Origin of the sequence: Arsukibacterium perlucidum DSM 18276, assembly GCF_000382165.1 — a bacterium.
Taxonomy (GTDB): Bacteria; Pseudomonadota; Gammaproteobacteria; order Enterobacterales; family Alteromonadaceae; genus Alishewanella; species Alishewanella perlucidum.
Genome location: NZ_KB907703.1, coordinates 85,892 through 109,564, shown reverse-complemented (window position 1 = coordinate 109,564; position 23,673 = coordinate 85,892). Strand labels below are relative to the sequence as shown.

General features: G+C 47.5%; 22 protein-coding genes. 12 read left to right on the top strand and 10 right to left on the bottom strand.

What is annotated here, in order from left to right:
* Window positions 1-10 precede the first annotated feature (10 nt).
* Complete coding sequence (locus tag H141_RS0103435; RefSeq protein ID WP_019674848.1) at window positions 11-571, bottom strand: 2OG-Fe(II) oxygenase; 561 nt, start codon at window positions 569-571, stop codon at window positions 11-13.
* Between the two features lie 82 nt (window positions 572-653).
* Between H141_RS0103435 and H141_RS0103430 the strand changes: the two genes are divergently transcribed.
* The 8 genes from H141_RS0103430 to adk all read left to right on the top strand — a co-directional run bounded on the left by H141_RS0103430 (window position 654) and on the right by adk (window position 9,706).
* Window positions 654-872 carry a hypothetical protein gene (locus tag H141_RS0103430; RefSeq protein WP_157610701.1) on the top strand — a complete coding sequence of 73 codons (219 nt, stop codon included), beginning with the start codon at window positions 654-656 and terminating at the stop codon, window positions 870-872.
* A 202-nt stretch (window positions 873-1,074) separates the two neighbouring features.
* Window positions 1,075-1,623 carry an adenine phosphoribosyltransferase gene (gene apt, locus H141_RS0103420; protein ID WP_019674845.1) on the top strand — a complete coding sequence of 183 codons (549 nt, stop codon included), beginning with the start codon at window positions 1,075-1,077 and terminating at the stop codon, window positions 1,621-1,623.
* Between the two features lie 45 nt (window positions 1,624-1,668).
* On the top strand, window positions 1,669-3,693 hold the full coding sequence (gene dnaX, locus H141_RS0103415) for a DNA polymerase III subunit gamma/tau (RefSeq protein ID WP_019674844.1): 2,025 nt from the start codon (window positions 1,669-1,671) through the stop codon (window positions 3,691-3,693).
* 86 nt (window positions 3,694-3,779) lie between these two features.
* A complete protein-coding gene (locus H141_RS0103410; RefSeq protein ID WP_019674843.1) occupies window positions 3,780-4,106 on the top strand; it encodes a YbaB/EbfC family nucleoid-associated protein in 327 nt (108 codons plus the stop codon).
* A gap of 19 nt (window positions 4,107-4,125) precedes the next feature.
* On the top strand, window positions 4,126-4,728 hold the full coding sequence (gene recR, locus H141_RS0103405; RefSeq protein ID WP_019674842.1) for a recombination mediator RecR: 603 nt from the start codon (window positions 4,126-4,128) through the stop codon (window positions 4,726-4,728).
* A gap of 122 nt (window positions 4,729-4,850) precedes the next feature.
* On the top strand, window positions 4,851-6,776 hold the full coding sequence (gene htpG, locus H141_RS0103400) for a molecular chaperone HtpG (protein ID WP_019674841.1): 1,926 nt from the start codon (window positions 4,851-4,853) through the stop codon (window positions 6,774-6,776).
* A 133-nt stretch (window positions 6,777-6,909) separates the two neighbouring features.
* Window positions 6,910-8,841, top strand: coding sequence for a methyl-accepting chemotaxis protein (locus H141_RS0103395; RefSeq protein WP_019674840.1), 1,932 nt, complete (start codon window positions 6,910-6,912; stop codon window positions 8,839-8,841).
* A gap of 220 nt (window positions 8,842-9,061) precedes the next feature.
* On the top strand, window positions 9,062-9,706 hold the full coding sequence (gene adk, locus H141_RS0103390; protein ID WP_019674839.1) for an adenylate kinase: 645 nt from the start codon (window positions 9,062-9,064) through the stop codon (window positions 9,704-9,706).
* 83 nt (window positions 9,707-9,789) lie between these two features.
* Here the strand turns inward: adk and H141_RS19810 are convergent, their stop codons facing one another.
* Both H141_RS19810 and tpx read right to left on the bottom strand, forming a co-directional pair.
* A complete protein-coding gene (locus H141_RS19810) occupies window positions 9,790-10,287 on the bottom strand; it encodes an Hsp20 family protein (RefSeq protein ID WP_019674838.1) in 498 nt (165 codons plus the stop codon).
* 185 nt (window positions 10,288-10,472) lie between these two features.
* Entirely contained in the window at window positions 10,473-11,093 is a 621-nt protein-coding gene (gene tpx, locus H141_RS0103380) for a thiol peroxidase (RefSeq protein WP_019674837.1), read from the bottom strand.
* A 130-nt stretch (window positions 11,094-11,223) separates the two neighbouring features.
* Here tpx and H141_RS0103375 point away from each other — a divergent pair, with 130 nt between their 5' ends.
* Together H141_RS0103375 and H141_RS0103370 are read left to right on the top strand one after the other, a co-directional pair.
* The gene (locus H141_RS0103375; protein WP_019674836.1) at window positions 11,224-12,231 is read left to right on the top strand and encodes a response regulator; all 1,008 of its coding nucleotides are present in this window, start codon (window positions 11,224-11,226) and stop codon (window positions 12,229-12,231) included.
* 2 nt (window positions 12,232-12,233) lie between these two features.
* On the top strand, window positions 12,234-13,211 hold the full coding sequence (locus tag H141_RS0103370) for a sensor domain-containing diguanylate cyclase (RefSeq protein ID WP_019674835.1): 978 nt from the start codon (window positions 12,234-12,236) through the stop codon (window positions 13,209-13,211).
* Between the two features lie 13 nt (window positions 13,212-13,224).
* Here H141_RS0103370 and H141_RS0103365 read toward each other — a convergent pair whose 3' ends face one another.
* The 4 genes from H141_RS0103365 to sodB all read right to left on the bottom strand — a co-directional run bounded on the left by H141_RS0103365 (window position 13,225) and on the right by sodB (window position 18,795).
* Window positions 13,225-14,745 (bottom strand): SpoVR family protein, encoded by a 1,521-nt coding sequence (locus H141_RS0103365; RefSeq protein ID WP_019674834.1) that lies wholly within the window; start codon window positions 14,743-14,745, stop codon window positions 13,225-13,227.
* Between the two features lie 9 nt (window positions 14,746-14,754).
* A complete protein-coding gene (locus H141_RS0103360; protein WP_019674833.1) occupies window positions 14,755-16,020 on the bottom strand; it encodes a YeaH/YhbH family protein in 1,266 nt (421 codons plus the stop codon).
* Between the two features lie 13 nt (window positions 16,021-16,033).
* A complete protein-coding gene (locus H141_RS0103355; protein ID WP_019674832.1) occupies window positions 16,034-17,956 on the bottom strand; it encodes a PrkA family serine protein kinase in 1,923 nt (640 codons plus the stop codon).
* A 254-nt stretch (window positions 17,957-18,210) separates the two neighbouring features.
* On the bottom strand, window positions 18,211-18,795 hold the full coding sequence (gene sodB, locus H141_RS0103350; RefSeq protein WP_019674831.1) for a superoxide dismutase [Fe]: 585 nt from the start codon (window positions 18,793-18,795) through the stop codon (window positions 18,211-18,213).
* A gap of 244 nt (window positions 18,796-19,039) precedes the next feature.
* Here sodB and H141_RS0103345 point away from each other — a divergent pair, with 244 nt between their 5' ends.
* On the top strand, window positions 19,040-19,390 hold the full coding sequence (locus H141_RS0103345; protein WP_019674830.1) for a Grx4 family monothiol glutaredoxin: 351 nt from the start codon (window positions 19,040-19,042) through the stop codon (window positions 19,388-19,390).
* A 62-nt stretch (window positions 19,391-19,452) separates the two neighbouring features.
* Here H141_RS0103345 and rnt read toward each other — a convergent pair whose 3' ends face one another.
* Window positions 19,453-20,106 carry a ribonuclease T gene (rnt, locus tag H141_RS0103340; protein WP_033425370.1) on the bottom strand — a complete coding sequence of 218 codons (654 nt, stop codon included), beginning with the start codon at window positions 20,104-20,106 and terminating at the stop codon, window positions 19,453-19,455.
* Between the two features lie 168 nt (window positions 20,107-20,274).
* Here rnt and H141_RS0103335 point away from each other — a divergent pair, with 168 nt between their 5' ends.
* A complete protein-coding gene (locus H141_RS0103335) occupies window positions 20,275-21,159 on the top strand; it encodes a flagellar protein MotY (RefSeq protein ID WP_019674828.1) in 885 nt (294 codons plus the stop codon).
* Window positions 21,160-21,192: 33 nt separating this feature from the next.
* Here the strand turns inward: H141_RS0103335 and H141_RS0103330 are convergent, their stop codons facing one another.
* Together H141_RS0103330 and mnmC are read right to left on the bottom strand one after the other, a co-directional pair.
* On the bottom strand, window positions 21,193-21,522 hold the full coding sequence (locus tag H141_RS0103330) for a hypothetical protein (protein ID WP_019674827.1): 330 nt from the start codon (window positions 21,520-21,522) through the stop codon (window positions 21,193-21,195).
* A gap of 142 nt (window positions 21,523-21,664) precedes the next feature.
* Window positions 21,665-23,602: a bifunctional tRNA (5-methylaminomethyl-2-thiouridine)(34)-methyltransferase MnmC2/FAD-dependent 5-carboxymethylaminomethyl-2-thiouridine(34) oxidoreductase MnmC1 gene (mnmC, locus tag H141_RS0103325; protein WP_033425369.1), complete on the bottom strand. Its 1,938-nt coding sequence runs from the start codon at window positions 23,600-23,602 to the stop codon at window positions 21,665-21,667.
* Between the last annotated feature and the right edge of the window lie 71 nt (window positions 23,603-23,673).

Here is a 23,673-nt window from a genome sequence, read left to right as displayed (position 1 = left end):
CCGCTTTCGGTTAGGTGTTGTCTCGCTCCATTTTAAACGCCAGCGTATAGCGAGGTTTGTAGCAGATACGGTTTGGCGGACGGCCTACATGTTTAATGGCACCGTTAAAAATCACTACCCGGCCTGGCTTTGGTGTGCAGGCAAATACACAGTCGTTTTCACTGTTATAAAACAGTGTTTCGCCACCCCATTCCAAATCCCATTCATCACAAATAAAAACAAGTATCGTAAGTTCATCGCTTTCGGGTAGGCAGTCGGTATGGCTGAATAACATGTCACCAAAGCTAGCGTGATTTACATAGCCGCGGTAGGCTTGATACTGTTTGCCGGTAAGTTTTTCAATGGCGTCCAGGCAACGTTGATAAACCGGTAATGATTTATATAACATGCTATTTAGGTTTACTGCCCAGTGTCGGTAATCTTGAGTATCTGGCCGGGCTATTTCATCCCGCTTAAATGGGCTGTTAGTTAGGCTGAGAAAGAGCTCATTTGTTTCATTGCTCTGACAGAGGTTATCGAACACCCAAATATGTTTGCCATCTATTTCTGTGCTGTATTTTGCGTCTGACATCGTGTTTTATTCATTTTGTATTGCTAGACATAGTAAACAATTTATCGCAGAAGCGGATGCTTTAAAAGAGTTGCCTGGCAGAATGTCTTGGCGACAGTACAAATTTGGTCTGATGCCAGCAGAGCGTATTGCTTATTATGATATCGCTGGCGATTATCAGGAAGCCGACAATTTACTGGTTGATACTCATTGGGCGGCGTTTATCAACCCGGTGCAGCATGGGTTACGGCAATATTGCATGACTTTGCGGCAAAAGGTGTGTTGGTGCCTTTTCAAGCAGGGCAAAATTCATTACCATTAGCGCCCTTAAAAATGTTCACTAATAGCGAAGAGTGGGTAGCATGGCCGACGAAAACTTTAAAGAGTCATTTAATTTTTGGCAGTTTATGGCGTTTGTAGCCATTTTTGTTGCTTTGCTTTGTCTGGTACCAATAGTGCGCTGGGTACAAATACTTTTCTGATTTAAGCCTGAGTCAATACTTGAGCTATTACAAGGTACAACTATGAATTTGCAGCAACTTTCATCTGAATTAAAACTAGTGATCAAAACAGTACCAGACTATCCAAAGCCGGGTATTACTTTTCGCGATGTGACCAGCCTGATGCAGGATGGGCCGGCTTTTAAAAAAGTTATTGATGCCTTCGCGGCTTATTATGCCGACAAAGGGATAGAAAAAATTATCGGTACCGAATCGCGGGGCTTTATCTTTGGCGCACCGTTGTCGTATGCGCTGGGTATTCCGTTTGTACCAGTTCGTAAACCGGGCAAATTACCGCGTGAGCGTATCTCGCAGAAATATACCCTGGAGTATGGTGAAGATGCGCTTGAGCTGCATGCCGATGCCATAGAGGCAGGCGACAAAGTATTACTGGTTGATGACTTGCTGGCAACCGGCGGCACTATTGATGCTACCGTGCAACTGGTGCGGCGCTTGGGTGGTACGGTAGACCATGCGGCCTTTGTCATTGCGCTACCTGAGCTTGGTGGGGTAACCCGTCTACAGGGGTTGGGTTTAAATATCTTAAGTCTGGTTGAGTATAGCGGCGAATAAGTTTAGGCTGATACCAGAACATCTCTTTAAGCATCAGGCTGTGGCATGAGTTATCAGGTTTTAGCAAGAAAATGGCGGCCAAAACAGTTTACTGAACTGGTTGGCCAGGGCCATGTGAAAACAGCGCTTAGTAATGCCCTGACCAGCAGCCGTCTACATCATGCTTATTTGTTTACCGGTACCCGTGGTGTCGGTAAAACTACCATTGCCCGCATTTTCGCTAAAAGTTTAAACTGTGAAACCGGCATTACTGCTTCGCCTTGCGGCGTTTGCAGTGCCTGCCAGGAAATTGATGCCGGCAATTTTGTTGATCTGCTGGAAATTGATGCGGCCTCGCGCACCAAAGTAGAAGATACCCGCGATTTGCTCGATAACGTGCAATATGCTCCCAGTCGTGGTCGCTTTAAAGTGTACCTGATAGATGAAGTGCATATGCTGTCCCGTCACAGTTTTAACGCTTTGCTGAAAACCCTGGAAGAGCCGCCGCCACACGTCAAGTTTTTGCTGGCCACCACCGACCCGCAAAAATTACCGGTTACGGTGCTGTCACGTTGTCTGCAGTTTAGTCTGAAAGCGCTGAGCCGGGATCAGATCGCAGGGCATCTGGCGCATGTCCTGGCCGCAGAGCAAATTCATTTTGAGCCGGCTGCACTGGCATTACTAGCAAGGGCCGCCAATGGCAGTCTGCGTGATTCACTAAGTTTAACCGACCAGGCCATAGCGCAGAGCAATAGCCAGCTTACGCTGGATGCGGTGCGCGATATGCTGGGATTTTTAGATCAGCAGTTCGCCAGTGCCATCCTCGACGCTATTCTGAACCAGGATTTCCAGGCAATGCAGGCCGAGCTGCAAGCGTTAATCAGCCAGCATAGTGATTACAGCAGAGTGCTGGATGATATGTTAACTCTGTTGCATCAGGGGGCGTTAACCCAGTTAGAACCCGCTGCTGCGCAGTTATCAGAGCGGCCAGAGTTTGTTGAAAAAATAGCTGCCAGTCAGAGCCCGGAAGCACTGCAATTATATTATCAGTTACTGATTAGTGGTAAGCGTGAATTAAGTTATGCGCCGGATGAGCGAACCGGCCTGGAAATGGCGTTATTACGGGCGCTGGCTTTTGTCCCTGCTGTGGCAGGAGCACAACCTGCGGTGTCTCAGGCAGCGTCGGGCCGGCCTGCAGCTGTAAAAGCACCGGTGGCAGCGCCAGAGTCAGCCGCCGTAGCAACGCCAGTAGCAGCACCTGCAGCTGAGATAACTGACGGGCAAGCGGGGGCTGCTGCACCTGAGCCACAGCCAGTTCAAGTTGACCGTGCCTCGCAGCACCCAGTTGCCGCACCAGCCACTACGTCAGTGGCAGCATCAGCGCCGGCAGAAAGTATTGATCCGCTGACTGCCAGTATCATTAAACGCCGCGGTCTGGCAGCAGAAGCCGGGGCCGTTCCGCCAAAAAAGCCTGAGCACCGGCCAGAGCCGGTGCTCTCTGCTGCCCAACCTGACAGCCGGCCGCAAATCAATAATCAGTCAATCTCAGCTTACCCGGATGAGACTGAGCCGGAAGCTGAACAGCTGTACCCGGAAGACCCGGCGAATCAGGCAATGCTGGATTCTTTATGGCAGCAAAGCCATCAACAGACTGAGCCTGGCAAAGTGTTTGCTGGCGAAATTAATGAACAGAACTTTTCTATCCGGTTTGCTGCTGAAGTAGACAGTTGGGCGGCGTTGATTGAGAAAATGCCGGTTGGTGGCCTGATGAGGTTATTCCTGCTTAACAGTGCTATGCAGCTGCAGCTGCAACGGTTGACGCTGTGCGTTCATCAAAGCCAGCAGCATCTGGATAACAGAGAGTTCCGTGATCAGTTAGTTAACCTGTTATCTGAAGCAATTGGCCAGTCGTTGCAGCTGGAGATAAACTACAGTAGCGAGGTAGCGCAATGCCCATTGGCTATTCAGCAGCGAATTGAGCAGGAACGCAAAAGTTATGTCAGCCGGCTGATGCAGGAAGACCCGAACGTACAGCAGTTACAGCAGCAATTTGACGCCAGTTTGTTATTAGACACCCTGCAGGTAAACTAGCTTGGGGTTCACTGTGCTGGTTAACTTGTAATTTAAGGCGCAACTGATTATGTTGACGCCAGCAATTCTAAAAGAGAGATGAAATTATGTTTAAAGGCGGTATGGGCAATATCATGAAGCAGGCGCAAGCCATGCAGGAAAAAATGCAAAAGGTGCAAGCTGAAATTGCTAATATGGAAGTCACTGGTGAGTCGGGTGCAGGCCTGGTAAAAATAACCATGACTGGCAGCCATAATGTGCGCCGGGTAGAAATTGATGACAGCTTACTGGCTGATGACAAAGAAATGCTGGAAGACTTAGTGGCCGCTGCGCTGAATGACGCGGTACGCCGGGTTGAAGACAATAACAAAGAGCAAATGGCGAAAGTCACCGGCGGTATGCAACTGCCACCCGGCATGAAGTTACCGTTTTAAAACAGGTAGTAATAGCAGTATGAGCAAACTTGCCCCTTTGGTGCAGCAATTGATAGAGGCGTTGCGGGTGTTACCCGGCGTTGGCCCTAAGTCGGCTCAGCGCATGGCATTTCAGTTGCTGGAGCGCAATCGTGAAGGTGGTGCACGGCTGGGAGCTGCTTTAACCAAAGCGATGGAACAGGTGGGGCATTGCCAGTGCTGCCGTACGTTTTGTGAAACTGATATCTGTGCGCTTTGTGCCGACCCGCTGCGTCAGCAGGCCGGCACTTTATGTGTGGTAGGTTCGGCATCCGATCAGCTGGCGATAGAGCATACCGGTCAGTTCAGTGGTTTGTACTTTGTCCTGATGGGCTATATTTCACCACTGGATGGTATCGGCCCCGCTGAGCTCGGTCTCGACCAGCTGGATAAGCAACTGGCGCAAGGCCATATCAGCGAAGTGATTTTAGCCACTAATCCAACGGTAGAAGGTGATGCTACGGCTTTTTACCTGGCAGAGCTGTGCCATAAGTATCAGATCGCCGTTACCCGTTTAGCGCAGGGAGTGCCGGTTGGTGGCGAGCTGGAATATATTGACGGTACTACCTTATCTCATGCCTTTAGTGGCCGTAAAACCTTCTGAATCGTTATTCCTTCGCTATTTTTTAACTTGAATTCCGCGAGCCACTCCCCCATATAACAGGCAACTGATGGGCGCAGCCGCGTCTTATTATTCCTGTAAAAACTACGTTCGAGGACCCGATAATGAGTGATAATACTGCCACTAACCCTGGACAGAAGCAGACTCATGGCTTTCAGGCAGAAGTAAAACAACTGCTTAACCTGATGATCCATTCACTGTATTCCAATAAAGAAATATTCCTGCGTGAATTGGTATCCAATGCCTCTGATGCGGCCGATAAACTGCGTTTTCTGGCCCTGTCTGATTCCAGCCTGTATGGCGATGACGGAGAGTTAAAGGTCCGGATCAGCCTGGATGAAACGAACCGGACGCTGACGGTCAGTGACAACGGTATCGGTATGACCGAGCAGGAAGTTATATCGCATTTAGGTACTATCGCTAAATCAGGTACCAAAGAGTTTTTCTCGCAGTTATCCGGTGATCAGAGTAAAGATTCAAAATTAATCGGCCAGTTTGGTGTCGGTTTCTATTCGGCCTTTATCGTTGCCGACAAGGTAACGGTTCGTACCCGCAAAGCAGGTGCGGCTGAAGCGGTAGAGTGGGAGTCGTCAGGCGAAGGCGAATATACTCTGGCGCCGATTGATAAAGAAAGCCGTGGTACCGACATTATTCTGCACTTACGTGAAGGTGAAGAAGAGTTCTTAAGCCGTTGGAAAGTTGAGAGTATTATCACCAAATACTCAGACCATATCAGTATTCCGGTAGAAATGTGGCAGGAAGGCACCCCGGAGAGGGAAGAAGACGGTGAGAAAATTCCGGCTACCGACGGCAGCTGGCAGGCGGTGAATAAGGCAACGGCACTTTGGACCCGCGATAAGTCTGAAATAACTGAGCCGGAGTATCAGGAATTTTATAAGCACATTTCACACGACTGGAGTGAGCCGCTGAGCTGGAGCCATAATAAAGTTGAAGGTAGCAGTAACTACACCAGCTTATTATATGTGCCGAAAAAAGCCCCATTTGATATGTGGAACCGCGAAGCGAAGCACGGCTTAAAACTGTATGTGCAACGTGTATTTATTATGGATGATGCTGAGCAGTTTATGCCGAGCTACCTGCGCTTTATTAAAGGCGTGCTGGATTCGAGCGATTTACCACTAAATGTATCGCGTGAAATTCTGCAGGACACCAAAGTTACCCAGAGCCTGCGCAAGGGCTGTACCAGCCGCACCTTGAAAATGCTGGATAAACTGGCGAAAGATCCTGAGCAGTACCAGCTGTTCTGGGACGAGTTTGGCCAGGTGTTAAAAGAAGGCCCGGCAGAAGATATGGCGAACAAAGAGCAGATCGCCGGTTTACTGCGGTTTGCTTCAACCCATAATGATGATGCTACCCAGAATGTGGCACTGGCAGATTATATTAGCCGGATGAAAGAAGGCCAGGACGAAATTTACTACGTGGTAGCCGACAGCTATCAGGCCGCGAAACACAGCCCGCATCTGGAAGTGTTCCGTAAAAAAGGCCTGGAAGTGCTGCTATTATCAGACAGAATTGACGAGTGGCTGATCCAGCATTTACCAGAGTTCAGCGAGAAGAAACTGCGTTCGGTAGCCAAAGGTGGCTTAGACTTATCAAAATTGGATGATGAGGAAACTAAAAAGGCCCAGCAGGAAACCGCAGAAGCCTTTGCCAGTGTGCTGGAGCGTTTTAAAACCGCGCTGGGTGATGAAGTAAAAGAAGTGAAGATTAGCCATCGTTTAACTGACAGTCCGGCCTGTGTGGTGACTGATGAGCATGATATGAGCACTCAGATGATGAAGCTGATGGAATCTGTTGGCCAGAAAGTACCGGATGTGAAGCCTATTTTTGAGCTGAACCCGGAGCATAAGCTGGTAAAACACATAGCCGACGAAACCGATGATGCCCGCTTCAAGGAATGGGCTCAGGTGTTGTTCGAGCAAGCGCTGCTGGCTGAGCGGGGCAGTTTGAAAAACCCTGCCAGTTATGTAACACGTTTGAATAACTTGTTGTTGTCTTTGGCAAAGTAGTTTATCGCTATTAACTGAAAGCCCGCCGGTGCAGTTGCATCGGCGGGCTTTTCTATTTGTAAAACCCACCTCGCATCTTACTGATTGCAAACTATACTCAGTCCAATATCCGGTTTTGGATCAGGAGAGCATAATGGGGTCGAGTTGGAAAAGCCTTAGCCTGGGGGTCAGGCTGACTGTCAGTATGGTAGGGCTGATTTTATTGTCGATTGTGGTGCTGACCAGCCTGGTTTTTATTGAATATAAAAACGCCCGTACAGAAGCTGTGCTTAGCAACTTACAAAATAACGGTAGCGCCAATGCGGAGGCCTTTACCAACTGGTTGTTGGTTCGCCAGGAAGAAATGCGCTATCTGGCTGCGCTGGCTCAGGTACAACAAGGAGATCTGACGTTGAGTAGCAGCTTAATGCAGGCTATGGCGCAAAGTCAGGGCTATTATGACACTATTTTTGTAGTAGGTCCTGATGGCAAAGGGCGGGCAGGAGTAAGCTATGCCAATAGTCAGGCCCGGGTGCTGTCTTCAGCTGAAGCACAGGATTTCAATGTTGCTGACAGGGCCTGGTTTAAGCAGGCAATTGCCGGGCAAGACACGTTTTCGCAGCCCATAGTGTCCCGCGCAACCGGAGCCAGAGTCAGTACGGTGGCTATTCCTATTCGCCAGAATGGCCAGGTCGTCGGGGTAATGCGGGGCGCGGTTCAGCTAAGTACAATCTTTGATATGGTCAATGAGCTTAGTCATGACAGCTATACAGAAATTTACCTGCTAGACAGTGAAGGCGCAGCCATTACCGAAGCCGCGTCGTTAAAAGGGGCAAGTGGCCAGCTGAATACCGTTGCCGCGGATGCAGTCAGGGCGAAGCAAAGCGGGGTGGGACAATACCAGAACGCCGCCGACACTGAGGTATTCGGTAGTTATAACTTTATTCCGATGCTCGGCTGGTCACTGGTACTGGAAAGCCGGCAAGCAGACGCCCTGACCGATGTAAAAACCATGTTTTGGACATTGTTCGTTATTTCGCTGGCAGTACTTATTATCGCGGGGTTGATATGCATTATGCTAGTGCGCAGTGTCACCAAGTTACTTGGTGGTGAACCGGAATATGCTGCGGCAGCAGTGCACCAGGTAGCAGAGGGCGACCTTACTGCCGTGATTACGCTCAGACCAGGTGATAACAGTAGTTTGTTGGCATCGATTTCCAGCATGCAGCAAAATCTGCGCAAGATGATAGGTCAGGTTGGCGATTACTCTGATCAGGTTGCGTCCGCGGCAACAGAGCTGACTAAAATTAATGAGCATACCCGCGGCGGGATTGAGCAGCAAAACAGCGAGATAAATAACTCTGCAGTCGCGATGAATCAGATGACCAGTTCGCTGGAGGAGGTATCACGCAATACTCAGCAGGCAGCGCAGGCAGCGACAGCAGCTGAACACGAAACTGCTCATGGCCAGCAGATAGTCAGTACTACGTTAACTGATTTGACTAAATTATCAGCAGAAGTAAGCAAAGCCTCAGAAATCATTAGTTTACTAAAACAGGACAGCGATCACATTGGTAGTATTTTGCAAGTTATTGAAAGCATTGCAGAGCAAACTAATTTGTTAGCACTAAATGCGGCAATTGAAGCAGCTCGGGCAGGTGAGAGCGGCCGCGGGTTTGCAGTGGTTGCTGATGAAGTGCGGACTCTGGCCAGCCGGACCAAAGATTCAACCACTGAAATTAAACAGATGATAGAGAAGTTACAGACGGGGACCGAGAGAGCTGTGCAGGCTAACCAGCGGAGTGAGCACTCAGCCAAAGCCACTGCAGAGAGTGCCGGGAGTGCTGGCCAGGCCTTGTTCGCAATAAGTGAAGCGGTTGAACTGATTAGTAGCACCGCCCATCAGATAGCTAGTGCAACCGAGCAGCAAACAACTGTGTCGCGCGACATTAACCAGAATATTCACCGGATAAGCGATGTTGCTGTGCAAAATAGTGAAAATGTAGTGCAGTCCGCGCGGGCAAGTGATGCGCTGTCTGAACTGGCAGAACAACTGCAGGAACTGGTGCGTCGTTTCAGACTTTAGTCGGTATCAGTAAATATTTCCGGCAGAAAAGCGCTACTTTCTGCTGCTTTAGCCAGTAAACAAGCTCAGAGCCTGCTGTTAGCAAGGCTATCGACTAAAGGCTAGTAAATACGCCACTTCAGGTAGCACCAGTAGACAAAATTCTTGTCTCAGCAAGCGCATTGTGTAAAGATTCGGTTTTATTAATATTTGAATAATCCCAGATCACGAGGGTGTTGCTATGCGTATCATTTTGTTGGGGGCTCCGGGTGCCGGAAAAGGAACTCAGGCTCAGTTTTTAATGAATAAATATGGGATCCCCCAAATTTCAACCGGCGATATGTTGCGCTCAGCAATTAAAGAAGGCTCTGAACTGGGGTTGGCAGCAAAGCAGGTGATGGATGCTGGTCAGCTGGTATCAGATGATATTATTATCGGTCTGGTAAAAGAGCGGATTGCTAAAGACGATTGCAGTAAAGGCTTTTTACTGGACGGTTTTCCCCGGACCATTCCGCAAGCCAATGCCATGAAAGACAACGGTGTTGTGGTTGATCATGTTATAGAGTTCGACGTACCAGATGACGTTATTGTTGAGCGGATGAGTGGGCGTCGGGTACACCCGGCTTCAGGTCGGGTTTATCATATAAAATATAACCCTCCTAAGGTGACGGGTAAGGATGACGAAACCGGTGAAGAACTGGTGATTCGTGCCGATGATATTGAGGCAACTGTACGCAAGCGCCTGGCAATCTATCATGAGCAAACTGAGCTGCTGGTTGGCTATTACCGGAAAGCTGCCGAGGCAGGTGAAACGCAGTATCATTATGTAGATGGTACTAAGCCGGTGGATGAAATCAGTGCCAGCCTGGTTAAGTTACTGGGCTAAGTCTTTAAGCCATATAATTAAAAAAGCCCTCGAATGAGGGCTTTTTTAATCGGTAAACCAACAGCTTATCAGCCGTTACCAGCTTAGCCGTTTACTGCGGTTTTTACTTTGTTACCTTCATTTTTAGCTGCACTGTCATCGCTAACCAGTTGCGGTTGTTTAATATTGCCAATTGCAATTTTTCTCGGTTTTAACGCCTCAGGCACTTCCCGCACCAGCGCAATATGCAGTAAGCCATTTTCGAGCGAAGCGCCAGTGACTTTTACGTAATCAGACAGCTGAAATTTTCGCTCAAAGTTGCGTTCAGCAATACCCTGATGGACAAAATGGCGCCCCTCATCTTTGCTGTCTTTCTGACCTTGCACCACTAAGGTATTGTTTTCAGTTTCTATCGACAATTCCTGCTCGTTGAAGCCTGCAACAGCCATAGTTATGCAATACTGGTCTTCACCGGTAACTTCAATGTTATATGGTGGGTATGCGGGTTGCTTTTCGTTGCGGGCAGCGGCATTCATCAGGTTTGCCAAATGGTCAAAACCAATAAAAGAACGGTAAAACGGAGTAAAATCTAAATTATTCATAGCCAAATCCTCTGTAGATAGCAAAATGGTTAGGTAATACCCTTCAGATGAACGGGTAATCAGCTCGTCGGCAATTACTCTGCCGGCTTACTGTAGCAGGTGCCTTATCAGGCCACCTGCTATAGAAATAAGGTTACTTAACTATTTTTCAAGAGAGGAAATTAAAATTTTTTGCACCACGACTATTAAGATTTCTTCAGTAAATCCGCTAAGGCAGTCAACGCAGCATCATAGTCCGGCTCCTGGGCCAGTTCTGGTACTAATTGCTGATAGTGCACCTTACCAGTGTTATCAATTAGCAGGATTGCCCGGGTCAGCAAGCCCATATCTCTGATCAGTAAGCCATAATTGCTGCCGAAATCACGCCATACTGCGTCTGATAACACCGCCATATCGCTAACCTGTTCTTGCTGGCAGTAGCGTTTCTGGGCAAACGGCAGATCAGTACTGATAGTCAGCAACACCACGTCTTGCGGTAAATTTGCCACTTCATTGTTAAAGCGTTTGGTTTGTAACGAACAAACGCCCGTATCAATGCTAGGTACTACGCTGATGAGGACAGTTTTACCCTTAAAGTCTGCCAGCTGAACTGTTTTGAAGTTATTATCAACCACTTTAAAGTCCGGCGCCTGCTGGCCTGCTTGCAACTCCTGCCCTAATAACACAACTTGCTGATTGCCAGCCTTGACGTTACTTACCCTGCTCGGTAATTCAGCAGTGAGATCAATAGCTGTTGCTGATAGACTGAAGATTGTGGCGCACAACAGCGCGCTTATAGATAATGGTTTTCGCAACTGATTTAACATAGTGAATGTCCTAATTATCTGGAATTTAATGGTATTTAAACCGATAACGCAATTTATTTGTTGCTACTGCTGTTATCAAAAGCAATTTTGCGTCTATTATAAACAAACGACGTATTAAAGTGAGTGCCCAATGACCACCGCAGTACTGATATGTGATGACTCTAATCTGGCACGCAAGCAACTTGCCCGAATCTTACCACAAGACTGGCAGGGCAGCGTTCATTTTGCCGGCCATGGTGCTGATGCACTGGCAACTCTGGAAAAAGAGTCGATTGACTGGCTGTTTCTCGATTTAAATATGCCTATTATGGATGGCTATCAGGTGCTGGCTGAGCTGAAGAAACGTCAGCTTAATGTCAACGTTGTGGTGGTGTCAGGTGATGTGCAACCTGAAGCATATCAGAGGGTTATGGAGCTGGGTGCGCTTGACTTTATTCGTAAGCCTGTAGATGCCGCTAAGCTGCAGGTTATTTTGCAAAATGTTAGCTTACGGCAGCCGGTAGCGCCTCAGCCACAGAGTAGACGCAGTTCTGACACTGAGCTTAATGCCGAAATGCGGGATGTGTTTCAGGAAATCACTAATGTCGCGATGGGGCAGGCCGGTGATTTACTGGCAAGATTACTGAATGTGTTCGTAAAGCTGCCGATCCCCAACGTTAACGTTATTGAAGTCAGTGAGTTGCATATGGCGCTAGCGTCAGTAGAGCAGCATTCGTCGACCTCAGCAGTTTGTCAGGGTTTTATTGGTGGCGGGGTTGCCGGCGAAGCGCTGTTGATCCTGACTGATTCAAGTTTTAAAGACATTGCCAGCCTGCTTAATTTTCAGGGCGAATTAACCCCGTCAACTGAGCTTGAATTGCTGATGGATGTAGCGAACATCCTTATTGGCGCGGTATTGAAAGGTATCGCAGAGCAATTGGATATGAGCTTTAGTCAGGGCCATCCTGTTGTGCTTGGCCAGCATGCACCGGTAAGCGAATTAATTAAAACCAATGCCAGGCGCTGGCGCAAAACTCTGGCGATAGAGCTTAGTTACGGTATCGAAAACTATAATATTAATTGTGATTTACTGCTGTTGTTTACCGAAGACAGTGTTAAAACCATGAAGCACAAAGTTGCTTTTTTACTGGAAGAATAGCCATGAGTTTAACCAATGCCGAGTTCGATGTTTCTGAAGTTCATTGGTTGATGGACATGTTTCAGACGGTGGATGTCGGACTGGTGGTATTAAACAGCGATTACCGGATCCAGGTCTGGAATGGTTTTATGGAAAGCCATAGCGGCTTAACACCAAGACATGTCAGGGAACGCTATCTCTTCGATTTATTTCCGGAAATTGATGAGGAATGGTTGCGGCGCAAATGCGACCCGGTAATTTTACTTAAAAACCGTGCTTTTACTATCTGGGAGCAACGACCTTATATTTTTAAGTTTAAAAACTACCGGCCCATTACCGGAAGTGCTGAATACATGTACCAGAACAGTACTATTTTTCCACTAACAGATACCCGTGGTCAGGTTACCCACCTGTGCATCATTATTTACGATGTAACAGATGCGGCGGTAAGCCGCACAGAGCTTGAGTCGATGAATGGCCGTTTGCAGCAGTTATCGAAAACCGACTTCCTGACTCAGTTAAGCACCCGGGGTCATTGGGAAGATGCGCTTATTCAGGAGTTTAACCGGCTACAACGTTATAATCGGCATCATAGCACCTTACTTATGTGTGATATTGACCACTTTAAGCGGGTTAATGATACTCACGGCCATACCGCCGGCGATGTGGTTATTCGTAAAGTTGCGGATGTCATAAAAGCCAATATCCGAACGACCGATCTCGCTGGTCGTTACGGTGGTGAAGAGTTTGCTATATTGATGGTTGATACGTCACTGGAGCAGGCGCTGTGTCTGGCGGAACGTATTCGGCAACAAGTGGCGGCATTAACAGTAAATTATAATAAAACCATTCTTAATGTCACGATCAGCCTGGGCCTGGCCGAGCGTGATGTCAGTATGCAGGAACACCGGCACTGGATTGAAGCCGCAGATAAAGCCTTATATCAGTCGAAAGTGGATGGCAGAAACAAAGTAACCTGCCATAAACCTGAGTTAGAATAACTCTGGCTTATGGTTAATCCTGTTTCGCAGGCAGTGGACAGCGAGCCAGTAATTCACTGCTACCATCCTGATTGAGTTGCTCTAAAATCACTTCAAACCCCCATAAGCGATGTAAATGTTTCAGTACTTCAGGTGCATTTTTAGCTAACGGCACCCGTTGTTGCGGGATATAGCGTAATGTCAGCGCCCGGTCGGTATTGATATTGACACTGTACACCTGAATATTTGGCTCAATCTGACTTAAATTATACTGAGCCGACAACATTTGCCGGATGCGCTGATAGCCTTCAGCATTGTGAATGGCACTGACTTCCAGACTGTTTGCTTCATCGTCATCAACAATGGCAAACAGATGAAAATCGCGGATGACCTTTGGTGACAAATACTGGCTGATAAAACTTTCATCTTTAAAGTTTTGCATGGCAAAGTGCAGAGTTTGCAGCCAGTCGCTGCCGGCAATATCAGGAAACCACTCTTTATCCTCGGCGGTGGGCTGTTCGCAAATGCGCCGCAGATCAGTAAACATGGCAAAGCCCAGCGCATAGGGGTTAATGCCTGAATAGTACTTACTGTTGTATTCCGGCTGTGCTACGACGTTGGTGTGACTATGCAGTACTTCCAGCATAAAGCGGTCGCTGACTTTACCCTCATCGTACAGGTGTTGCAAAATAGTGTAATGCCAGAACGTTGCCCAGCCCTCATTCATTACCTGAGTTTGTTTCTGTGGGTAAAAATACTGGGAGATCTTCCTGACAATCCGGACTATTTCACGTTGCCATGACTTAAGCAAGGGAGCGTTTTTTTCGATAAAATACAGCAGGTTTTCCTGAGGTTCGGCTGGGAAACGAACTAAGCCTTGCTCTTCAGTGGTTGCTTTTAAAGGAATAGTCCGCCACAAATCATTTACCTGGCTTTGCAGGTAGGCCTCCCGTTCTTCCTGGCGTTTCTGCTCGATTTCCAGCGATATTTTTTGTGGTCGTTTATAACGGTCCACTCCATAGTTCATCAGGGCATGGCAAGAGTCGAGCATATCTTCAACTTCTGTGATGCCGTATTTTTCCTCGCACTGGTTAATATAGTTTTTGGCGAAAACCAGATAATCAATTATTGAGCCGGCATCAGTCCACGTTTTGAATAAATAATTGTTTTTAAAAAATGAATTATGACCATAACTGGCATGGGCCATAACCAGTGCCTGCATAGTAATGGTATTTTCTTCCATCAGGTAAGCAATGCAAGGGTTGGAGTTGATAACAATTTCATAAGCCAGCCCCATGTAGCCGCGTTTATAATTTTGTTCAGTCTGAATGAATTTTTTACCATACGACCAATGATGATAACCCAGCGGCATGCCGACGCTCGAGTAGGCATCCATCATTTGCTCTGCGGTAATCACTTCAATTTGATTCGGGTAGGTGTCCAGCTGATAAAAAGCCGCTACCCGGGCAATTTCCTGGTGATACTCCTCCAGCAAATCGAAAGTCCAGTCGGGACCATCGGCCAGGCATTGCGGCTGTGCTTTTGCTTTTACCATATGATCTCCTCAGGCTGCCTGCTTTTTAAAAAGCTGGCGGAATACCGGATATATGTCAGCCAGCTCTCTAATATGTTCAATTGCCATATTGTCGTGCTGTGCCAACAGTTTTTCATACTCGTGCCACAGGCTTTGATGTGCCCTCGGAGTAATCTCTATATAGGCGTAGTAGCGAACCAGCGGTAGCAGTTTATTCGCCAGCAAGGCGGCGCAGGGGGCACTGTCGTCAGTCCAGTTATCACCATCAGACGCCTGGGCGGCATAGATATTCCACTGGGCCGGGTCGTAGCGGTCAAGGATAATCTCATGCATCAGTTTTAACGCTGATGAGACAATAGTGCCACCTGTTTCCTGGGAGTAAAAAAATTCCTGCTCGTCAACCTCTTTGGCCTGCGTATGATGGCGGATGTAGACGACTTCGACGTTCTTATAGCTGCGGCTTAAAAATAAATACAGCAAGATATAAAAGCGTTTTGCCATATCTTTGGTGGGTTGATCCATTGAGCCTGAGACATCCATCAGACAAAACATCACGGCTTTGCTGGTAGGCTCGGGTTTTTTCTGATAGTTGCGAAAGCGCAAATCAAAACTGTCAATAAAAGGTACCGCGGCAATGCTGGCTTTAAGGGCTGCGATTTGTTCAAGCAGCTGCAGCCGTTGTTGCTGATCGGGCACCGGCTCAAGCTCCAGTGTTTGCAACTGCTGTTCAAGCTCAGCCAGAGTTCGTTTTTTACCTGCTGTCATGGCGACGCGTCTGGCCAGCGAGCCGCGCAGCGAACGCACTATGTCAATATTACTGGGTACGCCTTCGGCACGGTAACCGGCCCTGACATTCTTATATTGTACTAATTTATCCAGTTGGTTTTTTTGTAAGTTTGGCAGGGCCAAATCTTCAAACAGTAAGTCGAGATATTCATCTTTAGAAATAGAGAACACAAAATCATCGCTACCTTCGCCATCTGCGCTGGCATCGCCCTGACCACTGCCACCAGCTCCCCCTTGTGGCCTTGGAATACGGTCTCCTTCACTGAACTGGTCGTTGCCAGGATGAATAATTTGCCGCCGCCCCCCCTTACCCTGATGAAAAAAAGGTTCGGAAATATCTTTATTAGGAATAGTCACATTTTCGCCGCTGCTAATATCAGTAACACTGCGTTCACTGATAGCGTCGGCCACTGCCTTTTTAATTTGCTGTTTGTAACGCCGGATAAAGCGCTGCCGGTTAACAGCGCTTTTGTTTTTGCCATTGAGTCGACGGTCAATAAAGTGCGCCATACTACCTCCGGCGTTATTGTGACTTGCGAACCCGCAAATACCATTCCGACAGCAGCCTGACTTGCTTACGGGTGTAGCCTTTTTCCATCATCCGGTTGACGAAATCATCGTGTTTTTTCTGATCCTCGGTCGAAGTCTTAGCATTAAAAGAAATAACCGGTAGCAGCTCTTCTGTGCTGGAGAACATTTTCTTTTCAATTACGGTACGCAGCTTTTCATAACTGGTCCATAACGGGTTTTTACCATTGTTTTTCGCTTTAGCCCGCAGTACAAAATTAACGATTTCGTTGCGAAAATCCTTCGGGTTGCTGATCCCGGCCGGCTTCTCAATTTTCTCAAGTTCGGCATTCAGCGCTGCCCGGTCAAACAACTGACCGGTTTCCGGGTCCCGGTATTCCTGATCCTGGATCCAGAAGTCGGCATAAATGACATAGCGGTCGAAGATATTCTGGCCATACTCAGAGTACGACTCCAGGTAGGCGGTTTGAATTTCCTTACCAATAAACTCGATATATTTGGGGGTCAGGTAACCTTTCAGGTGTTCCAGATAGCGCTCAGCAACATCAGCAGCAAATTGCTCGCGCTCTATTTGTTGCTCCAGCACATAAAACAAATGGACCGGATTAGCTGCCACCTCAGTGCTGTCGAAATTAAATACCCGCGACAGTATTTTAAAGGCAAAGCGGGTAGACAAACCGGTCATGCCTTCGTCCACTCCGGCATAATCGCGATATTCCTGGTAGGATTTTGCCTTAGGGTCGGTATCTTTTAAGCTTTCACCATCGTACACCCGCATTTTTGAATAGATGCTGGAGTTTTCAGGCTGTTTCAATCGTGATAATACGGCAAATTGGGCCAGTGAACTTAAGGTGCCCGGTGCACAGGGCGCAGCGTTTAACTCACTGTGTTCCAGTAATTTCTGATAGATTTTTTTCTCTTCGCTGACCCGCAGGCAATAAGGCACTTTAACAATATACACCCGGTCGAGAAAGGCTTCGTTGTTTTTGTTGTTCCGAAAAGTCTGCCATTCTGACTCGTTGCTGTGCGCTAAAATAATGCCATCAAATGGCAGAGCGGCCAGGCCTTCGGTACCATTGTAGTTGCCTTCCTGTGTGGCAGTCAGTAGCGGGTGCAGCACCTTGATTGGAGCCTTGAACATTTCGACAAATTCCATCAGCCCCTGATTAGCCCGGCATAGTGCGCCGGAATAACTGTAAGCATCGGGGTCGTTCTGGGCAAAATGCTCTAACTTGCGAATATCAACTTTGCCAACTAATGCGGCAATATCCTGATTATTTTCATCACCCGGCTCGGTTTTAGCAATGGCAATCTGATCGAGAATTGACGGATATTTTTTAACAACCCGGAACTGGCTGATGTCACCGTTATATTCATGTAGTCGCTTGGTCGCCCAGGGCGACAGAATATTACGTAAATAACGTGGTGGAATGCCATATTCCTGCTGAATTAAGCGGCCGTCTTCACTGGCATCAAACAACGACAGGGGATGATCATATACCGGAGAACCCTTTAAATAATAGATAGGTACTTGCTGCATCAGATGCTTAAGTTTTTCGGCCAGTGATGACTTGCCACCCCCAACCGGACCTAATAAGTATAAAATTTGCTTGCGCTCTTCCAACCCCTGCGCCGAATGTTTTAAATAGGAAACTATTTGTTCAATGGCGTCTTCCATACCGTAGAACTCGGAAAAAGCGGGATAACGGGCGATAACCCTGTTGGAAAACAACCTGCTTAACTGCGGATCCTGGGCGGTATCAATCAGTTCCGGTTCACCAATAGCCAATAATAATCGCTCAGCCGCGGTGGCATAACAACTCTTGTCTTGTTTACAAAGTGCCAGATACTCCTGAATGCTAAATTCTTCTTCTCGGGTGGCCTCATATCGTGATTTGTAGTGCTCAAAAATGCTCATACGCACCTCCAGCCATTGCTCGTGGGAAACCTGATCTTGCTGCTGTTACTGTTAAGGTTAGACAGTAAAAATCATCTTTGCCTGTCTAATTCACCGAAAATAATCATATTTTTTATTTACAGTTTCTTTAATACGTAACGCAGACGTGCCGGGTTTAGTGCAGAAAAGAGAAAGAATCTAAAAACGAAATTAGCCGCAACAAACCCAAAAAAATACCCGGCAAGTGCCGGGTATCAGAGTGTCAGCTAACGATATTACTTAGCGAAATTATCAGCAGCAAACTGCCAGTTAACCAGTGCCCAGAATGCATCCAGGTAGGTTGGGCGAGCATTGCGATAATCGATGTAGTAAGCATGTTCCCATAAATCTACGGTCAGAACTGGGGTTACTGCTGCATCCTGCACCGGTGTTGCTGCGTTGCTGGTGTTAACAATATCCAGGCTGCCATCAGCTGTTTTAACTAACCAGGTCCAGCTTGAACCAAAGTTGTTGACTGCTTTATCGTTAAACGCTTTCTTGAACTCAGCAAACGAACCCCACTTGGCATTAATGGCATCGGCCAGTGCGCCAGTTGGTTCACCGCCACCATTAGGTGATAAACAATGCCAGTAAAAAGTGTGGTTCCATACCTGAGCTGCGTTATTGAATACGCCACCCTCAGAACTACGGATAATATCTTCCAGTGACTTGCTGGCAAACGGCGTACCTTCAATTAAACCGTTAAGTTTTACCACGTAGGTATTGTGATGCTTGCCATAATGGTATTCCAATGTTTCTGCTGAAATATGCGGGGCTAAAGCGTCTTTTGGATAGGGTAATGCTGGTAATTCAAAGGCCATTGTTGTGCTCCGTTATCGTTGTTAAAGATGTCTGCATCGCGTAGACTACAAAACCTGACTAAATTACTCAAGTTTTAAGCGGTGTCATTTTTTTACGTTTTGTAAGCTGTACTGGTTTGTTAACACAACCAGCGATTATTCGATTGTTCTATCGGATATTGGGTTTTTTTTTCTGAACTCAAGTGTCAGCGGACAAAGATAAAGGTAAAATGGCGTTAATCATTAAGTTTCTGTCGAGGTGAAAATGGAGACGTTAGATAAAATTAAGCAGCAAATTGCTGAAAATCCTATTCTGTTATTTATGAAAGGCTCGCCTAAATTCCCCAGTTGTGGTTTTTCTGCTCAGGCCTCACAAGCTCTGATTGCCTGTGGAGAGCAATTTGCTTTCGTTGATATTTTACAGAATCCTGATATTCGCGCTGAGTTACCTAAGTATGCTAATTGGCCTACCTTTCCGCAATTATGGGTTGATGGCGAATTAATTGGTGGCTGCGATATTATTCTGGAAATGTTCCAGCGCGGCGAGTTACAACCATTAATTAAAGAAGCTGCGGCAAAAACCACAAGTACTGACGCAACGACTGACGCTGAGTAATCTGCAGATTGCAGACAGTTAATATAAAAACAGGGAGCTAAGCTCCCTGTTTTTATTGCGGCTTATTCGACGTTGTCAGCGTCGTCAGCTTCGGGCAGCGGCCAACCGCCTAATTGCTGCCACTTGTTAACGATATAGCAAAACAACTCTGCCGTGCGTTCAGTATCATACAGCGCGCTGTGCGCTTCTTTATTGTCAAAGGCAATGCCGGCCTGCTGACAGGCTTTAGCAAGCACTGTCTGGCCTAACGCTAATGCCGCCAGACTGGTAGTATCAAAAGAAACGAAAGCGTGGAAAGGTGAGCGTTTATAATTGGTGCGGGCAATAGCCGCATTGACAAAGCCCTGGTCGAACGCTGAATTGTGGGCAACAATGACTGTACGCTGACAGCCGGCAGCTTTTTGCGCTTTGCGAACCGCTTTACAAATTTCAGTTAATGCTTCCCGCTCTGGCACTGCGCCACGTAGCGGGTTAAAGGGGTCAATACCATTAAAGGCCAGCGAACTGGCATCCAGGTTTGCGCCGGCAAATGGCTCTACATGGAAATGCAGAGTTTCCCCCGGGATTAGCTTACCGTCGTCATCCATTTGCAACAGGTTTACCGCAATTTCCAGCAACGCATCAGTCTGAGCATTAAAGCCAGCGGTTTCAACGTCGATAACTACCGGATAGTAGCCACGAAACCGTTGAGCGAGCAGAGAGGTTTTTTCTGTCATAAGCCAACCATTAAAAAAAGCAGAGCGCATTATGCCAAAAAAAAAAGCCAGCGTCTTGTATTCGGCACAGTGTTTGCTTATTAATCATTAGTGGTTTGGTTACTTAAGCTGGTTCACTGTAGGCTAAGCGGACTAAATAATTTGTGATTTTGTGACAGGGTAGAGTAAATGAATAAATATGCTTTGATATTCATATCATTAGCGCATGCACTAGTGAGTGGCAACAGTTATGCTGTTACTAAGCAGTTGCGTCAATATTCTGCCAGTATTGAACAGTCAGAGTGGCAGTTAACGGCAAAAACGCCACTGCTCTGTCAGCTGGAACACACTATTCCAAATTTTGGCAATGCGGTATTTCAAAGCAAGGCCAGCAAGGCGCTTAATTTAAATTTTGAACTGAAAATGCTCAGGCTACCTGATGCCTACAGTTTGGCGGAAGTCTTATCTTTGCCCCCGGCCTGGCGCCCGGGTGAACCCGGTAAGAACCTGGCTAGCATGACATTATTAAAACAATTTAATGGTGAATTGCCGAAAAAGACCGCCTGGACGTTGCTGACGGAGCTGGAGCAGGGGTTTAGCCCTACATTTTATTACGAAGATTGGCACAGCCCCTATGATCAGGTTGCTGCCAGGCTTAACCCGGTGCAGTTTCCGCCCGGCTATTATGCCTTCAATGAATGCGTTGCCGGTTTACTGTCTTACAGCTTTGAAGATATTGCTTTTACAGTATTAAGTTATGAATCTGGTAGTGACAAGCTGACACGTGAGTCACAACGGCGGTTGCGACAGATTGCTGAGTATTTGCAGCATGACCCGCAGATTGAAACTATTGAATTACAGGGTTATACCGATAGTTATGGTGGGCGCTGGATGAACGAGCAGTTATCAGTGAAGCGGGCAGAAAAAATTAAGCAGTTTTTAGCAGAGGCGGGAGTTGCAAACGATAAAGTGCGGGTAGATGGTTTTGGTGAGCGACGTCACGTGGCCTCAAATCAAACCAGTCTGGGGCGGGCGACTAACCGCCGGGTGGTATTGCAAATGGCCAGGCCTTAATAACACCACGACATCCCGGCAGGCATTCAGAGGTTACTGCACCATAATATCTACCTGACGCCAGTCATTTTGTTCAGAAATAAGTATTCTGACCCGTTGCTGGTTTACCCGGTAATACAGGTTTAAGCGGCCATGAATAATAGCGCTGTTGTCGGGCTCGCCCAATTGCTGGCGGTAGAAGTCTTGTAACTCGCCAATGGTCTGACGACTGAAATAACTCAGCACTGCGGGTAACTTATTTTCAAGCCGGGCAAACTCACGGGCGTCGGCAGTGAGGGGAACCTGATAGAAACTGTCTGCTTTTACATCAAGTGATACTGAAGTAAACAGGGTGCAAGCTATTAACAAAGCTAAAGATCGCATTTTATTTCCTTTTGTTCAGCGCGGTTGTGCCGTGAGTAAGTACAGTACAACCATAGCAAATTTCAGCAGACTTTGACCAGCAAAAACCAGCGCTAAACGCCAACAAACTCTGCTTAGCTCAGACGCTAATATAAGATAGTTTTCAGACCTTTGCTGCTGCCTGAGCAAAACGCTTTGGCGCTAAAGCTGCCAAATAGTCTGAGCTGAATGCCAGCGGCCGGCCTGCAATTTGACAGGCCAGCGTTTCGGCCAGTAACGGTGCCAGTAAAATTCCACGGGCACCAAGCCCCCCGAAAGTATAGATGCCCTGACAGTTAGGGATGCTTCCCAGTAATGGCAGATGATCGGGCACGGTCGCCCGAAATGCCGCTCGCGATCCTGTGACCACGGTAGCAGCAAACCAGTCTGGCTGTTGCAGCTGGTTGTTTACCAACTCAAGGTTTTCCTGGTCGTCAGCTTCTGAACAATAAGCAGTGTTAGCCTTACGATCAAAGGTGGCGCCAACCGCATGACATCCATCCAATGCCGGCGTGATATAGCCTTTGTGGCAAAGCACAGTGTTAAGAGGGGCCATATCCTTGCTGCTAACATGACTAACCTGACCGCGAACCCGGTTGGCTGGTAAGTGCTCGCTAACAGTAAAACCTGTTATATCAGCGCCATTAGCCAGCACTACGCAAGAGTAACTTGCTGCCGGGGTATGGTCGTCATACTGGATTTGCCACAGTGCTGCAGGCTGTTTTGCCTGGCCTGAAGTATCGACTTTGCCAGGAATTATCGCGCTTACCTTGCTGTTAAACCTTACCTGAAAGCGCTTGGACTGCAATAACAAAGCCAAAGCTGCCTGGCAAAATTGTTGCGGGCTGAGCCAGCCGGCTTGCGGCAAAAAAATGCCGCTATGCGTTAACGCAACGCCGGCAACTTGGGTTGCCTGCTCTGCTGTTACCGGATATACCAGCTCTGGCGGCCAATTTTCCCCGGCAACAATTTTTTGCTGACGTTGTGCTAATGCCGGATTGGTTGCCAGATGCAGCACGCCACACCATTGCATGGCGAAAGGCAAACCCTGAGCTGCTATCTGCTGATAAAAATGGCGGGCAAAATAAAACGCCTGGCAATGTAACAGGCTGGCAAGGGTCGGGGTCGGGTGCAGGTTTGGGTAGACTGCACCTTGCAGATTGTGAGACGCACCTTGCGCTATCTCGTTGTCAGCGCATATTAGCTCAACCGCCAATCCTTTTTCGACCAATTGCAGCGCCAGACAAACTGACGCTATACCGCCTCCAATAATGCATACCGTTGTTGCGTCGCTACTATTTGGTGTTACCCGGTCAGACGGTGCAGCAGTTTGGCTCGGATCAAAAGTAGCGGTTAACATTTCCCGCTTGCGGCCAAAGCCTTTTATTTTTTTTATAGTAAAGCCGCTTTGTTGCAGGCCACGTTTTACCAGGCCGGCACTGGTAAAGGTTGCGACTGTTGCTTGTGGACGACTAAGCCTGGCCATCTGATCAAATAAGGATTGCTGCCACATGTCGGGGTTCTTGCCCGGGGCAAAGCCGTCCAGAAAAAAGGCATCTGCCAGGTTGTTGCCGGGTAATTGCGGTAGTAGCTCGTTGACATCACCCAACCATAAATCCAGCACAACATTACCGTTCTCAAAAGTCAGCCGGTGGCATCCTGGTATAGCAGGCGGATATTGAGCCAGTAACTGGTGACACTGCTCGTTTAGCCCGGTATGTGCCTGCAGCGCTGCGGTCAGATCGCTGTGGCTTAGTGGATATTTTTCAAAACTGGAAAAATATAACTGACGGCAGGCAGCCTCTGGCTGTTGTTGGCGGAATTGTTTAAACCGTTGCCAGCATAATAAAAAATTAGCGCCAGTACCAAAGCCAGTTTCTATAATGTGGAAAAATCCGGCGGGGCTTTGTTGCCAGCGCTCAGGTAAACCATTTTGCTGTAAAAAAACATATTCTGTTTCTGCCAGGCCGCCTTCATTTGAAAAATAAATGTCATCAAAATCAGTGGCAACTGGGGTACCCTGTTGGTTAAAGTGAATATTGGCGTTTTTCAGCGCTTGCATCTTGGTATCCGGCAGGAAAATCGGCTTGTAGTTTACCTGAAGCTGACGCAAAATTAAAAAGAGTACAGCTG

Excerpts from the sequence above, each read along its gene's own strand:
- H141_RS0103435 (WP_019674848.1), bottom strand. The coding sequence starts at position 571 with ATGTCAGACGCAAAATACAGCACAGAAATAGATGGCAAACATATTTGG.
- H141_RS0103430 (WP_157610701.1), top strand. The coding sequence starts at position 654 with ATGTCTTGGCGACAGTACAAATTTGGTCTGATGCCAGCAGAGCGTATT.
- apt (WP_019674845.1), top strand. The coding sequence starts at position 1,075 with ATGAATTTGCAGCAACTTTCATCTGAATTAAAACTAGTGATCAAAACA.
- dnaX (WP_019674844.1), top strand. The coding sequence starts at position 1,669 with ATGAGTTATCAGGTTTTAGCAAGAAAATGGCGGCCAAAACAGTTTACT.
- H141_RS0103410 (WP_019674843.1), top strand. The coding sequence starts at position 3,780 with ATGTTTAAAGGCGGTATGGGCAATATCATGAAGCAGGCGCAAGCCATG.
- recR (WP_019674842.1), top strand. The coding sequence starts at position 4,126 with ATGAGCAAACTTGCCCCTTTGGTGCAGCAATTGATAGAGGCGTTGCGG.
- htpG (WP_019674841.1), top strand. The coding sequence starts at position 4,851 with ATGAGTGATAATACTGCCACTAACCCTGGACAGAAGCAGACTCATGGC.
- H141_RS0103395 (WP_019674840.1), top strand. The coding sequence starts at position 6,910 with ATGGGGTCGAGTTGGAAAAGCCTTAGCCTGGGGGTCAGGCTGACTGTC.
- adk (WP_019674839.1), top strand. The coding sequence starts at position 9,062 with ATGCGTATCATTTTGTTGGGGGCTCCGGGTGCCGGAAAAGGAACTCAG.
- H141_RS19810 (WP_019674838.1), bottom strand. The coding sequence starts at position 10,287 with ATGAATAATTTAGATTTTACTCCGTTTTACCGTTCTTTTATTGGTTTT.
- tpx (WP_019674837.1), bottom strand. The coding sequence starts at position 11,093 with ATGTTAAATCAGTTGCGAAAACCATTATCTATAAGCGCGCTGTTGTGC.
- H141_RS0103375 (WP_019674836.1), top strand. The coding sequence starts at position 11,224 with ATGACCACCGCAGTACTGATATGTGATGACTCTAATCTGGCACGCAAG.
- H141_RS0103370 (WP_019674835.1), top strand. The coding sequence starts at position 12,234 with ATGAGTTTAACCAATGCCGAGTTCGATGTTTCTGAAGTTCATTGGTTG.
- H141_RS0103365 (WP_019674834.1), bottom strand. The coding sequence starts at position 14,745 with ATGGTAAAAGCAAAAGCACAGCCGCAATGCCTGGCCGATGGTCCCGAC.
- H141_RS0103360 (WP_019674833.1), bottom strand. The coding sequence starts at position 16,020 with ATGGCGCACTTTATTGACCGTCGACTCAATGGCAAAAACAAAAGCGCT.
- H141_RS0103355 (WP_019674832.1), bottom strand. The coding sequence starts at position 17,956 with ATGAGCATTTTTGAGCACTACAAATCACGATATGAGGCCACCCGAGAA.
- sodB (WP_019674831.1), bottom strand. The coding sequence starts at position 18,795 with ATGGCCTTTGAATTACCAGCATTACCCTATCCAAAAGACGCTTTAGCC.
- H141_RS0103345 (WP_019674830.1), top strand. The coding sequence starts at position 19,040 with ATGGAGACGTTAGATAAAATTAAGCAGCAAATTGCTGAAAATCCTATT.
- rnt (WP_033425370.1), bottom strand. The coding sequence starts at position 20,106 with ATGACAGAAAAAACCTCTCTGCTCGCTCAACGGTTTCGTGGCTACTAT.
- H141_RS0103335 (WP_019674828.1), top strand. The coding sequence starts at position 20,275 with ATGAATAAATATGCTTTGATATTCATATCATTAGCGCATGCACTAGTG.
- H141_RS0103330 (WP_019674827.1), bottom strand. The coding sequence starts at position 21,522 with ATGCGATCTTTAGCTTTGTTAATAGCTTGCACCCTGTTTACTTCAGTA.
- mnmC (WP_033425369.1), bottom strand. The coding sequence starts at position 23,602 with ATGCAAGCGCTGAAAAACGCCAATATTCACTTTAACCAACAGGGTACC.